The sequence below is a fragment of the Bradyrhizobium sp. USDA 4452 genome (assembly GCF_054063575.1).
This window is the reverse complement of record NZ_JBSSGK010000001.1, coordinates 4,303,283-4,317,038: the sequence shown is the minus strand read 5'-3', so window position 1 is coordinate 4,317,038 and position 13,756 is coordinate 4,303,283. Positions and strand designations below refer to the sequence as shown.

At 62.5% G+C, this 13,756-nt stretch carries 12 protein-coding genes and 1 pseudogene; 8 read left to right on the top strand and 5 right to left on the bottom strand.

The features are described from left to right. Positions 1 to 58: 58 nt before the first annotated feature. Positions 59 to 1,372: a tyrosine-type recombinase/integrase gene (locus ACVISU_RS20695; RefSeq protein WP_456708141.1), complete on the bottom strand. Its 1,314-nt coding sequence runs from the start codon at positions 1,370 to 1,372 to the stop codon at positions 59 to 61. 671 nt (positions 1,373 to 2,043) lie between these two features. Here ACVISU_RS20695 and ACVISU_RS20690 point away from each other — a divergent pair. The 3 genes from ACVISU_RS20690 (at position 2,044) to ACVISU_RS20680 (ending at position 5,675) form a co-directional block, all read left to right on the top strand. Further along, positions 2,044 to 2,748 (top strand): recombinase family protein, encoded by a 705-nt coding sequence (locus tag ACVISU_RS20690; RefSeq protein WP_456708140.1) that lies wholly within the window; start codon positions 2,044 to 2,046, stop codon positions 2,746 to 2,748. A 420-nt stretch (positions 2,749 to 3,168) separates the two neighbouring features. Then, positions 3,169 to 4,437, top strand: coding sequence for a DNA cytosine methyltransferase (locus ACVISU_RS20685; RefSeq protein ID WP_456708139.1), 1,269 nt, complete (start codon positions 3,169 to 3,171; stop codon positions 4,435 to 4,437). Positions 4,438 to 4,439: 2 nt separating this feature from the next. Continuing rightward, a complete protein-coding gene (locus ACVISU_RS20680) occupies positions 4,440 to 5,675 on the top strand; it encodes a hypothetical protein (protein WP_456708138.1) in 1,236 nt (411 codons plus the stop codon). A gap of 14 nt (positions 5,676 to 5,689) precedes the next feature. Here ACVISU_RS20680 and ACVISU_RS20675 read toward each other — a convergent pair whose 3' ends face one another. Both ACVISU_RS20675 and ACVISU_RS20670 read right to left on the bottom strand, forming a co-directional pair. Further along, positions 5,690 to 6,109 carry a very short patch repair endonuclease gene (locus ACVISU_RS20675; protein WP_456710868.1) on the bottom strand — a complete coding sequence of 140 codons (420 nt, stop codon included), beginning with the start codon at positions 6,107 to 6,109 and terminating at the stop codon, positions 5,690 to 5,692. Positions 6,110 to 6,187: 78 nt separating this feature from the next. Next, entirely contained in the window at positions 6,188 to 6,619 is a 432-nt protein-coding gene (locus tag ACVISU_RS20670; protein WP_456708137.1) for a hypothetical protein, read from the bottom strand. Between the two features lie 347 nt (positions 6,620 to 6,966). Between ACVISU_RS20670 and mauJ the strand changes: the two are divergent. Both mauJ and ACVISU_RS20660 read left to right on the top strand, forming a co-directional pair. Further along, a pseudogene (mauJ, locus tag ACVISU_RS20665) lies at positions 6,967 to 7,797 on the top strand (methylamine utilization protein MauJ). 23 nt (positions 7,798 to 7,820) lie between these two features. Continuing rightward, positions 7,821 to 8,219 (top strand): hypothetical protein, encoded by a 399-nt coding sequence (locus ACVISU_RS20660; protein WP_456708136.1) that lies wholly within the window; start codon positions 7,821 to 7,823, stop codon positions 8,217 to 8,219. A gap of 372 nt (positions 8,220 to 8,591) precedes the next feature. Here the strand turns inward: ACVISU_RS20660 and ACVISU_RS20655 are convergent, their stop codons facing one another. Then, on the bottom strand, positions 8,592 to 9,653 hold the full coding sequence (locus tag ACVISU_RS20655) for a polysaccharide deacetylase family protein (protein ID WP_456708135.1): 1,062 nt from the start codon (positions 9,651 to 9,653) through the stop codon (positions 8,592 to 8,594). Positions 9,654 to 9,872: 219 nt separating this feature from the next. Between ACVISU_RS20655 and ACVISU_RS20650 the strand changes: the two genes are divergently transcribed. Together ACVISU_RS20650 and ACVISU_RS20645 are read left to right on the top strand one after the other, a co-directional pair. Further along, positions 9,873 to 10,163, top strand: coding sequence for a hypothetical protein (locus ACVISU_RS20650; RefSeq protein WP_050400779.1), 291 nt, complete (start codon positions 9,873 to 9,875; stop codon positions 10,161 to 10,163). 112 nt (positions 10,164 to 10,275) lie between these two features. Then, positions 10,276 to 10,491 (top strand): cysteine rich repeat-containing protein, encoded by a 216-nt coding sequence (locus ACVISU_RS20645; RefSeq protein WP_456708134.1) that lies wholly within the window; start codon positions 10,276 to 10,278, stop codon positions 10,489 to 10,491. A gap of 11 nt (positions 10,492 to 10,502) precedes the next feature. Here the strand turns inward: ACVISU_RS20645 and ACVISU_RS20640 are convergent, their stop codons facing one another. Continuing rightward, positions 10,503 to 12,182, bottom strand: a complete 1,680-nt coding sequence (locus tag ACVISU_RS20640) for an MFS transporter (RefSeq protein WP_050400781.1) — start codon at positions 12,180 to 12,182, stop codon at positions 10,503 to 10,505. A 174-nt stretch (positions 12,183 to 12,356) separates the two neighbouring features. Between ACVISU_RS20640 and ACVISU_RS20635 the strand changes: the two genes are divergently transcribed. Next, positions 12,357 to 13,718 carry a hydrolase gene (locus ACVISU_RS20635; protein ID WP_456708133.1) on the top strand — a complete coding sequence of 454 codons (1,362 nt, stop codon included), beginning with the start codon at positions 12,357 to 12,359 and terminating at the stop codon, positions 13,716 to 13,718. Positions 13,719 to 13,756: the final 38 nt, after the last annotated feature.

Here is a 13,756-nt window from a genome sequence, read left to right as displayed (position 1 = left end):
CACGTCCGCAAGTGGACGACGCGGCAGGCTGGTGCGGACCAGCTTTTCGGGAGCTACCCTAGCCGCGCCGGTTCTTTGATCGCTTGGCCTTTGACAGCTTGGTGACGTTATTGCGCGGCTTCACCTCGCCCATTGCCGTCGCAAGCCTGCTGCCGATGTGCTCTGCCGCCTTCTTGACCGGATCATTATCCAGATGAGCGTACCGCTGGGTTGTCGCTACCTGCGTGTGACCGAGCAACTTGCCGATGATAGGCAGACCCAAGCCGACGCCAACCCCGACCGACGCATGCGTGTGCCGCAGATCGTGAATCCTCACCCCCTCGAGACCGGCCCGCTTCGAAATGGCCTTCCAAGGCTTCTTTAGGTCTGATCGCGGTTTCTCCTCGTCGGTGCCGGCGGACATGCCGGCAATGACGTGGGCGCCAACCCGTGGAAGCGAGTTGAGAATGGCCAAGGCAGGTGCGTTCAAAACAATTGTCTTTTTGCCAGTTTTGCTGGTCGGCAGGAGCAGCAGGCCTCGTTCGAAATCGACCTCTTCCCATTTCAGATGCAGGATCTCGCGCAACCTGGCGCCCGTGAATATCAACAGGCGGATTGCCGCCGCGGCATGCGGGCCAATCACGGTCCGGCGGCTCTCCTCTTTTGGAGCATGTTTAGCGGCCGGCTTGGTTTCGTCCACGCTATATGGAAGGCCGATCGTTTCAGCCTCCCGGATTGCTTCGCCAATGGCGGCCAGCTCTTGGGACGTCAGGTAGCGCTCGCGCCCCTCCTCGGGAAAGAACTCGATGCCACGGCAGGGGTTGAAGCCGAGCGGGACGATGTGAGCCTTGGCTGCGAACGTATAGAGGCTGCTCAGAACCCTCAGCATCCGGTTGGCCTGATAGGGACTGTGGCCGAGCTTCGAGTGCATCCGCTGCACTTCGGCCGTGGTGACTTTCTCCGCTTTCCTTTTGCCGATCTCGGGGATTACGAGCCGTTCGAGCAGATCCCGGTACGACGTCGCGGAGGAGGCGGCACGCTTCGCTTCAACGTGTTCCTTGAGGAACTGTTCGGCAGCTTCTGCTACGGTGGACGCGCGCTTTTCAGCCGCCCGCTGGGCTGCCGGGTCAGCACCATTGGCGACGGCGCCGAGCGTCTTCCTAGCGAGTGTCCGAGCCTCTTCGGGGGTTATCTTTCCGACCTGGGACAATGTGAGGCGCCGCGTAGGGGCTCCACGACCGGCGCCGGCCCGGTATTTGACGACGTAGGACTTCGCGCCAGTCGTCTGGACACGAATGCCGAATCCGGCGAGGGAGCTGTCCCAGACGAAGTATTCGGCATCTCGGGGCTCTAGCCCTTTGATCAATCGCTGGGTAATTTGACCTGTCGCCACGGGCGCCTCTAGGAACCACGTAACCACCGAGGAACCACGAATCGGCAAATCGGGGTAACGTTGAGCAATCACCGTAGACAAACAAGCCGTTGCTACAAGGCCATTTTCTAGCTTTTGGAAATTTGGAGAAATCTCAAGAAGTTACGGGCCGCATAATTCGTAATGACGGGGTCGGGGGTTCGAGTCCCTCTTGCGGCACCATCCTTCTAATCGGCTCGAAGCGCTCTCCCAGGCAGCAAGACGCATTTCCTACGCTTTCTGATACCTAATCAGGCCTTGCGGTTGTGCTCTCTCGAGCACCGTGGTTACGCGCGGGTTACAGGTTCGAATGAGAGTTGTGTCGGCGCCCGGAAGGCCGCTCGGTCTCGATGGCAAACTGTACCGAGAGTTCGAATCCCTGTCGCTCCGCCACCTCGCCCCGAAATTTCGTACCTCCGAACGGAGACAGCCCCGAAAACTCGGCCGTTTTCGTGAATCTTTTTGCCCTGGAGAATAGGGGGCGTACCAAAAATGAGCCGAGAATAGGGCTGGAGAACGGGTTTTTCTCCGAATCCTAGAACGTCGGGAATCGGTACAGTACGGCATTTCAGCGAAAACATGGTGGCCGGTTTCGCATCTCTCTCGCTCAACCAAAAAACTCAAGAAACCGAAATGTAATGTTGGCATAAGACATGGGACTAAAAGGGAAAATACCGGAAGCTGTCGCGTACCTCCGGACCTCGTCGGCAGCTAACGTCGGTGCCGACAAGGACTCCGAGAAGCGACAGCGGGCAGCCATCGAGAGCTATGCCAGACGCGCAGGGGTCAGTTTGGTCGGGGAGTTCACGGACGCTGCCGTGTCAGGTGCAGACCCAATCGAGAGCCGTGCCGGCTTCGCTGCCTTGCTCGATCAGATCGAGGGCAATGGTGTGAGGACCGTGATCGTCGAGGACGTCAGCCGCTTCGCTCGCGACCTTATGATCCAAGAGCTTGGCATTCTGGCTTTGATCAATCGCGGTGTGCGGGTCCTGACCGCGAATGGTGATGACTTGACCGATAGTAGTGATCCGTCGCGGGTCATGATGCGGCAGATCGCAGGGGCGTTTCACCAGTGTGAGAAGGCGCGGCTCGTCGCCAAGCTGAAGGTCGCACGGGACAGGAAGCGGGCCGAGGGCATGAAGGTTGAGGGCCGGCGGAGCAACGTGGAGATCGACGCCGCGAAGACCGGAGGACAGATGCTTGCGCTCGCCCGGAAGCTGCGGCGCAAGACTCCCAAGGGAGGCCGGAGATCGCTGCGAGCCGTGGCAACTGAGCTTGCGAAGGCCGGATTCTTCAGCAGCAGTGGCCGGCCATACGAGCCCACGGCCGTCGGGCACATACTCGGCGAGATCAAATAGCGGCAGAACTGACCAGATCAGAAAGCCCTTTGGGTCTTCAATATCCCCGCTCTTTTCAGCCGCATGCTCCTCCTCTTCGTGTTCGGGTCGATCCGGCGCAGGATGTGTGGATCGCTGAGCCAATTCACACAAATGCACACAACTGCACATCAATGATGATTCATTTACATTTCTGCGACAAACTGCACATGATGGCGGCCGAATCAGCGGTCTTGACTGATGGCTCCGGATGTCGAATCCTGCCCGTGTTCACGTTTTGGTCCCGCAAGAAGAGGCCGAGCGCTTCGACGCCTACTGTCGAAGCCGAGGCTTCAAAAAATCGACGCTGATCGTTCGACTTATACGCGAGCACCTTGACCGCGAAAATTTTCAGTTGCAGCGCGAGATGTTTAACAGCTCCACACCGCCAGAGCGTAAGCCATGAACCCGTACCTGTTGAGAATGCCCGGGCAGATTCGCCTTAGGTCGAGGCCGACAGCCGTCGATCTGTTCTCCGGCGCCGGTGGGATTACACTAGGGCTTTTGAACGCGGGCTTCGACATCGTATTTTGCTCAGATCGCGATCAGACCTGCGCTGTCACTCATCGCCGTAACTTCCCCGACATTCCGTTCGCTGAGGCGTCTGTCGAGCAGCTGAGCGGAAGCGACATCCTTCGTGGTGCCGGCCTCAAGCGCGGCGAATTGGACCTGCTGATCGGCGGGCCGCCTTGCCAGGGCTTCAGCATCATCGGCCAGCGAGAAATCTGGGATGTTCGGAACGGGCTCTTCCGCGAGTTCCTGCGCCTCGCAAAAGAGCTGCGGCCGAAGTGCGTGGTCATAGAAAACGTGCCGGGGCTCGCCACGCTGGCGGATGGCACAGTGCTTCGTCAGATCGGGGACGCCTTCCGGGATGCTGGCTATTCGATCGATTGTGCCGAGCTGCTTGCCGCTCAATACGGCGTGCCGCAGATGCGCTGGCGGATGTTCTTCATCGGATGGCGCACTGACCTCGGGAAGCGCGGCGGATTTCCGGAGCCCACCCACGGGCGGGCAGGCATTGGTGATCTCTATCCCAACAACACGATCTCGCCGGAGGACTCGGCTGGGTTTGTGACGATCCGCGAGGCACTTGGTGATCTGCCTCGCGTCCAGGCTGGGGAAATCGAAACCAAATATTCCAAACCACCGCAGGGTCTGTATCAGGAAGCCATGCGACGGTCCGCACCGCAGTCGCTTGCGAACCATTACGCACCGCGTTTGTCCGATCAAAATCTGGCGCGTATCAAATCGCTAGAGCCCGGCCAGGACTGGCGTGACCTGCCCCGAGAATTGCTTCCGCCGAGCATGCAGCGAGCACTCCGGAAGGATCACACGAGGCGGTATCGGCGCATGCGCTGGGACGGAATTGCTCGATCCATCATCACTCGCTTTCGCGACCCGAAATCGGGCGAGTACATTCACCCGGAGCAGGACCGCACCATTAGCATCCGAGAGGCGTCACGCATTCAGAGCTTCCCGGATTGGTTCGTGTTCGAGGGAGGCTACTCGGCTCAGTACGACCAAGTCGGGAACGCTGTCCCACCGTTGCTTGCGCGAGCCGTCGGTCTCAAGATTCGCGAGATGCTTCGGCGCCAAGGGCCAGTGCAGCAACCACCGGTGAAATCTCGTTACCAGATCCCGACCGACCTGTTCCAGCTCGCGGCGGAATAGGGATGGCGAAGAGCAAGTCCGACGCGGGGAATTTTGTCAGCGAGTGGTTCGGCCACCGGGTTTACCCGTCGGTGGTTTCGTCAGCGCAGGCGATCGCCGATCAGAACTCGGAGCGGTGCCCCTTCCTCAGCCAGGCCACCGGCGAGGACCGTGTCTGCATCAAAAATGTCAGGTCGAGGGGCGTCTGTTCTGTCAGCTGTCCCAGCAACGGTACGCGCCAAGACTGGCTTGTCTGTCCGTACCGTGCGCTCAGTCCTGAGATCGTCAATGGTGCTGTGCGGCGCCTGTTCGGCCTTGCTGATCAAGTAGACCCGTTTGTCACTCCCGCGGTCAATCTCGTGAAGGAGGACGTGCGAAGCGACATCCAGCAGCGTCTTGAAGCAGGGCAGCCCGTCTTCACTTACTTCGACGAGAAGATGGGCGGGGAGCTGTCGATCCCGGCGACTGACAAGTCCCCAGAGTTCGCTTTCGACGTCACGATCATCGAAATAACGCTCAGCGAGGGTGTTCCAGAGATCGGGCGCTTTGGCATCCTGGAGATACAGACCACCGACTTCCACGGCTCGTACCAACACGCGGTGCGAAACCTGAAGGACGGGCTCAGGCTGCACAAGACCACGTTTGCCGACACGCTGCAGAAGAACCAGGGCTGGCTGTCTGACGGGATTGAGGGGCCGAACATCGCGAACGTGTTTAAGCGCACGTTCTACCAGATGATGTTCAAGTTCCAGTTGGGGCAGCACGGACGCTGCGCCGGGTGCATTCTTGCGATCCCTAAGTCCGTCTGGGACAGTTGGGACCGGCACCTTGGAAACCCACAAGTGACAGCTGAACGCGATGGCACGTTCAGTTTGTTGAAGCCAGGTCAAACCCGGTCCGCTGAGTGTCCTGCCTGGATCTTCGTTTTTGATCCGGATGCCGCATCGGCGACCACGCCGTCGCCCATCATTGTGAATCGCACCATTGGCACGGACGCCCCGTCGTTTTCGTATTGGGCCTTGGAAGTCGCACCTGAGGCGGCAGTCTCCAACATAGACGCGGAGGCCGGGTTTCTGGCCAGCCTGTCACGGCGGATGAAGGGGGTGTGGCCAGCGCTTGCCAAGGCGGCCATCGTCGAGAAGACTACGACGAAAGGGCGCAAAAAGAAGATGCCGATCCAGGCGCTGGAGGAGGCCTCGGATCATGACCAGCCCGGTCCCGACGCGGTCAACTCAGATCCGGACACATCCAGCGGATAAGCCTCAGGTCGCCTCTAGCGTGCGCGCAGGCGCTTGAGCGCCTTGGCGAGACGCCGGAGGAGCGTGTGGTCATCGACTTGGCACTCCCATACCACGAAGACGTTCCATCCTGCCGATTGCAGGGCCTTGAGCACCGCAGCATCGCGCGCCTGGTTGCGGTTGATCTTCTCGAACCAGTAGCTGGTGTTCGATCGAACTGAGCGGCTACCTACTCGACAATGGGGACAGCGATGCCAGAAGCAACCGTGCACGAAGACGACCGCGCTTCTCCGCCGGAAGACCAGGTCCGGTTTCCCCGGAAGCTGGGCAGCGTGTAGCTGATACCGGAGTCCTTGCGCATGTAGGAAGCGACGCACCGCCAGCTCCGGCTTGGTGTTCTTCCCCTTGATTGCAGCCATATTCCGGCTGCGTTGTTCCCGGCTCACGGTGTCCATCGCCAAGTCGCTATATCACCGCAATCCGTCTTGAAAACGGTGCATGAGTAAGCGGCGAGGCGGCCAGTTGCTTGCAGCTTAGATGCGACGAGGGAACGGTTTGACCTCGGCCGCCTGCGGCTCTTCCTCTTTCTTCGAGGCGATGCCCGCAAGGTCGCCAAGGGTTAGATCAGCAAGCTTGATCTCGCCCAGAAGCCGCTTTCGCAGTTCGGGGGAGACGGTGAAGCCGTGGGTATCGATCAGGTCCACGTCAAGCTCCTTTCCATTCCACGCCTTGAACAGGTGCACGATGTCCGTCGAGGTGAGGTTGATCTCCATCCGGTAGTTGCCCGTGTAGGACATCTTCTGTCGCCAGTGGATGCCAATCGAGCTAAAGCCTTTGAAGAGCGAAATACCATCCCACTGCACCCACTCGCGAGGGTCACGCACGGGTGAAATTTCCGACAAGTCCGCGGTGGCAAGACACTTCGTGCCCATATCGCGGCTCCAACCACGCAAAGTGACGTCCATGGCACTCTCCTGAAGTTGTTTATAGAGGGAACTTTGCGTCAAATCGGGACGGAACTTTGGCGTTATGCTAAGTTTAATTGAAATATTATGGTGTTACATCGGCCTCAATAGAATTTTTATTCCACGTTGCGGCCTAACTTGTCGGCATGACTACAGATTTTCCCCGCCAGGTTGTCTATATTTAGTATCTGGATTGGGCTCGGTGTTCGGGCGAAACATCCCGGATCATCGCGACGTGATCACGGGCGAGCTGGCGCAGCGCGGGGACTGGATCGTGGCCAACATCGCGACCAGCAGCCCCTGGCCTATCGCAGAAGGTGCGGTGGCGGGGTGCTGACATTTGGATCATGCCGGTGATGAAAGAGTTCTTCCCGGCCGTCGCCATGATGGTCCCGCCTGGCAAGACCCGGACCGAATGCGAGGAGCTGGTGATGCGCTTCATCTCCATGCTCAGCTGGGTCGAGGAGCGTTGGTACGCGGTCGAGGGCGGTGGTCTCGGCGGCGGAAGTCTCCCGAGCCCCATGGGACGCGACAAGCAGCGCGGCTTCATGATCTGCGACGAGTTCGACCTGTCGTACTTCCCCGAGGTCACCGCAGAGAAGGCGATGCTCGCCTTGGCGCTGATGCGGGAGGGGCGCGGGCTCAACCACGTCGGCTACGCATTCTTGTCCTTCTACAAGGTGCTCGAAACCGCCTTCCCGCGCGACGAGAAGCGTATTGCCTAGATCGCGGGCGCGATAGCCGACCTTGACGGCTTCGGGGTCAAGGAGGCGATCGACGTTATCAAGGCGCAGGGCTTCTCGACCGCCGAGGACATCGGTACGCACCTGTTCAAATCTGGCCGATGTGCCATGGCGCATGGTGCACGGAAGCCGATCGTTGACCCTGACATCCCGGGCGATCTCCGTCGGCTCGGGTCTGAGCTTCCGATCGTGCGGGCTCTCGCGATCAGGGCAATTGAGCAGGTTTTTGGCATCGAAACTCGGGGGACGAACTTCAGGAAGCACCTTTACGAGCTGGCGGGCTTCAAGAAGATCTTGGGGCCTGAGATCGTGAAGGGCATGCAGGAAGGTAAGCCGCCTTCTGGCGATCCCGTCGTGGACGTGCCGGACATCAGCGTGCGCATTCGCCGAAAGGCGGCCTATAGCCCGCTCGAAGTCTGCGGTGCAAACACCTAGGCCATTCGGGCAGCGTCGTTCAGATGCACTTCGAGTCGCTTCAAGGGGACGTCACGTTCAGGTTTTTGCTCGACTTCGGGCAGGAGCGTATCGTTTTCGACGTGTTCAAGGATATCGGGGTGCGGGACACCGGCAGCGCTGACTCGGCGGAGCGGGTTCATGAAGTCAGGCGGTTCGAGCAGGATTATTTTGGCAACGGCCAGCTCCATATCGTCGAGGCCGACACTGGTGAGCTGATCGGACGCAAGGACGCCTTCATTCCGATGAACATGTATCTCGACGGCGCTGGAGCCAAAGCGGAGCTGGCGCACTGGAAGGCCCTGGCGGGCCAGCGCCGGCGTCGCGATGAGGAATTTGCTCGGCAGATGGAGCGCGACGCCATGGGTTATCAGGTGGAGGTAACCGTCGGCAGTTCGAGCTGAACTGCTTGTTTCCGGTACACAACACCGGTACACAGGACCTAGCCGGTAGGCTCGAATCCCCTAGAAAATAGGGCAATTTCAGTGGTGGCGACCCAGTCCTTTCCTGGGCACCAGCAAGGGGGTGCCCTCTTCTTTTCTAGTTCCATAACATTCGATGGGCGCGATCGGTGATCGCTGCCCGCTTGCGATCGGCAGATCGGAGCTGCATCGTCAGGGGATTTACTGGTAGCCCGACACCTGCCGGCTCCTTTGCATGGGGTTGTTTTCGATATTTTGGCGGAGCCGCCGCCGGGCTGCGATCAGAAAACGAAAGCGCCCCTGGATCGGATCCAGGGGCGCCTTGGGTTGAGCGTGTTGCGTGCGTCTGCGGCGTTACTCGGCGACGGTCTGCACGACGTTGCCGATCGGCCGGCCGGTTGCGATCGGCTTCTCGGTCTTTGCCATCATCGCGTCGTATTCCGGCAGCGTCTCGATCTGGGTCTTGGCCTTCATCCAGACCACCTTGTAGCCGCCCGCCTTCAGCTTGCGCAGCAGGGTCGGCAGCGCCTGCGCGGTGTGCTTCTGCAGATCGTGCATCAGGATGATGCCCTTGTGCTCCTTGTCGAGCTTGGTCATCACGTTGTTGATCACCTCGTCCGAACTCTTCGACTTGAAGTCGTTGGAGTCGACGTCGACCGAGAACATCGCAATGTTGCGGCTGCCGAGATAGGCTGTGGTCGCCGGGGTGTGCGCTAGCGCCGGGAAGCGGAAGAACGGGGCGGGGTTGGCACCCAGCGCCAGCTTCACCGCGCTAAAACCCTTCTCGATCTCGTCCTTGGCCTGCTGCTCGGTGATCTTCTTGCTCGCCAGATGCGCATGCGACCAGGTGTGGGCGCCGATGGTGTGGCCGGCGGCGGCGACCTGGCGCAGGATGTCCGGGTGATAGGTGGTGTGCAGGCCGATCGGGAAGAACACCGCCTTGGTGCACTCGTCCGCCAGCGCCTTGAGCACGGCGGGCGTGGTCGGCCACGGACCGTCGTCGAAGGTCAGTACCACCTCATGGTCGGTCAGGAAGTCATACTGCTTGTACTGCAGGAAGCCGAAGCCCGGGCCGCCCGTGGTGTCGACCACGACGGTACGGCTGACGCCGAGCCCGTCGGGATTGGCGCATTTCGGCGCGGCTGCGACCGGAGCCGGCATCGGGGCTGGTGCGGGCGCCGCGGCAGGAGCCGCCGCCTGGGTGGCATCGGCGCGCTTCGACAGCGCGGCCGTCGTCTCGACATCGTCCCTGGCAGCCTGCTTTGCCGCCGCCGCGGGAAGCGGCTCGGCCTTCGCTGCTGCCGTTGTCTGCGGAGCAGCCGCGTCGGCACGCGGCGAGGAGGTCCAGAACCACACGCCGGCGATCACGATCGCCGCTACAACACTGGCCAGCATCAGGCCCAACGCACTACGCATCGCTACACACTCTCTCGAAACCCAAGGATACGCCACCGCCGTAACGAGCGATTAATGCCAACAAGGTCTTAACGCGATCCCAACAGGGCGCCGGAAGCGGAAGAAAAAGTGCGGTTTGCGCGTACGTGATGACCATCACGGTCGGTCCGTGCGCTCCCGTGCAGGATCAGACCCGTCAAACGACGGGCCCGCCATTTGCGGTGCCGATGGGAGCCGATCATGACCACCGTCTTTACGAGTGAGGTTCTTGGGTGTGGCGTTCGCAGTACCGGCCTCGCGTTGGCTTTTGCGGCCGGCGTTTCCGTGCTGTCGTCGACTGCGAGCTTTGCGTTCAGCGCCGAGGCGCAGCAGATGTGCTCGGGCGATGCGTTTCGCCTGTGCAGCGCGGAGATCCCGAACATCCCCAGGATCACCGCCTGCATGGTCAGGAATCGTTCCCAGCTGAGCAGCGGCTGCCGCGTGGTAATGGACCGCGATCTCGCCGCGCAGCGCAGGGCCGCCGCCGAGTGATTTGCAGCGCATCGAATCGGGCGGAACCGGCCCGTTCGCGCCGCCGTTTCGAGCTTCTTCGCCGCGCTGAAAGCGCTATAACCGGCGTCGCATTCCTTAGAGGCTTTGAGAGATGACCCGATTCGTGTTCGCCGTCGTTCCGCTGGTTCTGGTGACGTCGGCCGCCTCGGCACAGCAGCAGGGCCGCGATGCCTGCTCGCGCGACGCCTCGCGGTTCTGCCGCGCCCATCTCAGCGAGGGCGATCAGGTCGTGCTGGCCTGCCTGAAGGAGCATCGCAGCCGCCTCAGCAAGGCCTGCCAGCAGACGCTCACCGACAACGGGCAGTAACGCGCGCTTCGTCACGTGCTGCTGCCCGCCGCGGTCGCCACGACCGGGATCACTTCCTTGGCGGCGCGGTCCGGGGTCTCGTCCTTCCAGCGCACCGAGCCGAAGGGACGCTCCAGCATCCGGCGCACGCGAATCGGCTCGGCGCCGATGTGGAAGCCGGCCGCTTTCTGATGCAGCTCGCGCTCGATCTGGGTGGCGCGGTTGCGCTGGCGCAGGAAATCGAGCCAGGTCGGACAGTGATAGCGCTCGGTCCACAATTCGGGATCGGCGATGTCGCGCGCGATCGACCAGCCATAGGCGCCGTTGCGCTGGCGGCTGAGCTGCACGTCCTGCATAACATTGTGGAAGGCGCGGGCATTGTCCTGCGCCACCCGGTATTCGATCTCGACCACCAGCGGCCCGCTGCGCCCGGTCAGTTGCAGCCGCACCTCGGGATCGGCCAGCATATCGGTCGCGTCCTCGTTGCGCGCGCCGACCGGCGGCATCCGGAGCCAGATGCCGAGCAGCGGCGATGCCAGCATCAGCCCGGCGGAGATCAACAGCGCCATCTCGACGCCGCCGAGGTCGGTGATGCGGCCCCAGCACCAGCTTCCGATCGCGATGCCGCCGGCGATCGAGGCCTGGAAGGCGGCCAGCGAGCGGCCGGCGACCCAGCGCGGCGCCGACAGCTGCACGCCGATATTGAACAGTGCGACCGCAAGCATCCACACCGCGCCGGCCACCACCAGCGCGGCAGCGGTGAGCACCGGCTGCTTGCTGACCGCAACCGCGGCGATTGCCGCGCCCATCGTCAACGCGCAGACGCGGATCGCGGCTTCGCCGCTGAGCCGGCTGCGGATCTCGCTGATGTTGAGCGCGCCGATCACCGCGCCCATGCCGAAGGCGCCGAGCATGATGCCGTAGGTCTGCGCGCCGCCATGCAGGAGGTCGCGCGCCACCAGCGGCATCAGCGCCGAGACCGAGCCGCCGATGATGCCGGTCACCATGGTGCGGGTCAGCACGATCTTGATCGACGGCGAATTGGTGATGTAGCGCACGCCGGAGACGATGGCGCGGTTCAATCGTTCACGTGGCAAACGCGACGGCTCGCTGACGCGATTCCACAGGAACAGCACGACGAGCAGCGGCAGATACAGCACGGCGTTGGCGGCAAAGGCCGCCACGGCGCCGGCGGAGGCGACCACGATGCCGCCGATCGCGGGTCCAAAGCTGCGCGCGATGTTGTAGCTGATGCCGTTCAGCGCGACCGCGGCGGGCAGCGTCTCCGACGGCACCTGCTCGCTGACCGAGGATTGCCAGGCTGGACCGAACAGCGCCATGCCGCTGCCGACCACGAAGCACAGCGCCAGCAGGATGTTCGGCGTCACCAGATTGAGCCAGGCCAGCACCGTCAGCGTGGTGGCGCCGGAGAGCGCGATCGCCAGCGACACCAGCGCGACGATGCGGCGGTCATGCATGTCGGCGATGGCGCCGGCCGGCATCGAGATCAGCATGACAGGCAGCATCAGCGCGGTCTGCACCAGCGCCACCTTGTCCGCCTCCGCGGTCATCTGCGTCATCGCCCAGGCGGCGCCGACGCCCTGGATCAGGATGCCGAGATTGGAGAGCAGGCTGGCGAGCCAGATTCGCCTGAAGATTGAATGCCGTAGTGGCGCAGTGATACTGTCGGATCGATCGCGCGGTTCGGTCATATCCGGTTCCGGTTGGCCTGCTATGGCTTGTTGAAATGGCTTGTCGAATGATTCCGGCTGCATCACTGATGCCCGCGAAATGCGTGTCCTGTCCAGCGATTACGCCATCCTGGGCGGCGGTAGGACACAGCTAACGCACTGAAAGACCTGAGGAAGGTTTGGGGAAGGGCACCGATGGCGCTGTCGCGGCGGAGATTGTTGCAGGGGGCCGGCGCGCTGTCGCTGCTGGCGGGCCGGCTCGGCGTCCCGGCGTTGGCGCAATCGGCGGCGGCCAGCGACATCCCGCCGATCCTGTTCGTACACGGCAATGGCGATCACGCCGCGCTCTGGCTGACGACGCTGTGGCGGATGGAATCCAACGGCGTGCCGCGCGAGCGCATGGCCGCGATCAATTTCACCGATCCCCTGGCGCGCACGGACGACAAGGTCGAGCAGGCGGGCCGCTCCTCGACCGAGGACCAGCGCCGCGAGCTCGCCGAGGCGATCAAGGAACTGAAGCAGAAGACGGGTGCCGCGCGCATCGCGCTGGTCGGAAATTCGCGCGGCGGCAATGCGATCCGCAACGCCATCAAGAACGGGAGCGGCGACGACGTCAGCCACGCGGTACTGTGCGGCACACCCAATCACGGTGTGTATGCCTGGGACGACGGGCTCGGCAACGAGTTCAACGGGCGCGGTCCGTTCCTGCGCGGGCTGAACGACGGCGACAGCGAGGTGACATCCGGCACCGCCTTCCTGACCTTGCGCAGCGAGGGCCTCGACAAATACGCGCAGGCCGACGGTCGCTTCATCGGCAAGCCGGGCACGCCGACCAATGTGACCGCGGAAGGTCCGGCGCTCAAAGGCGCGACCAATCTCGTGCTCGGCGCAGTGGACCATCGCGAGACCGCGTATCATCCGCGCGCCTTTCGCGAGATCTACAAATTCATCACAGGGCACGAGCCGTCGCGGATCGAGATCGTGCCGGAGACGACGGTGCGGCTGAGCGGCCTCGTCACCGGCACGCCGGGCGGCGTGCCGACCAACCGGCCGGTGCCGGGCGCCACGGTCGACATCTATCGCGTGTCGGCGGAAACCGGCGAGCGCCTCGGTGGTCCGCTGCACAGCTCGCAGACCGGTGCCGACGGCCGCTGGGGGCCGGCGCAGGTCGATCCATCCTGGCCGCTCGAATTCGTGTTGACCTCGCCGGATGCGGTGACGACGCATATCTATCGCGCGCCGTTTCCGCGCTCCTCCGAGGTCGTGCATCTGCGCGCGGCGCGGCCGCTGTTGCCGGCCGATGCCGGTGCCGGCGCCATCGTGCTGATGTCGCGGCCGCGCGGCTATTTCGGGCTACCGCGCGATATCGTGCTGTTCGATGGCAAGGAACCGGCCGATGTCAAATCCGGCGTGCCGACGGATGCGGTGACGACGTTGCGGCTCGCCGCAGCCGATATCGGCCGCCCGGTGGTCGCGATCTTCAACGGGGAACGCATCGTGATGCGGGCCTGGCCGGCGTCGGAGAATCGGATTGCAGTCGCCGAGCTGACTTATTAGGTCTGGTGCAGGGTCCGCGCGCCTTCATGGCGCCGGGA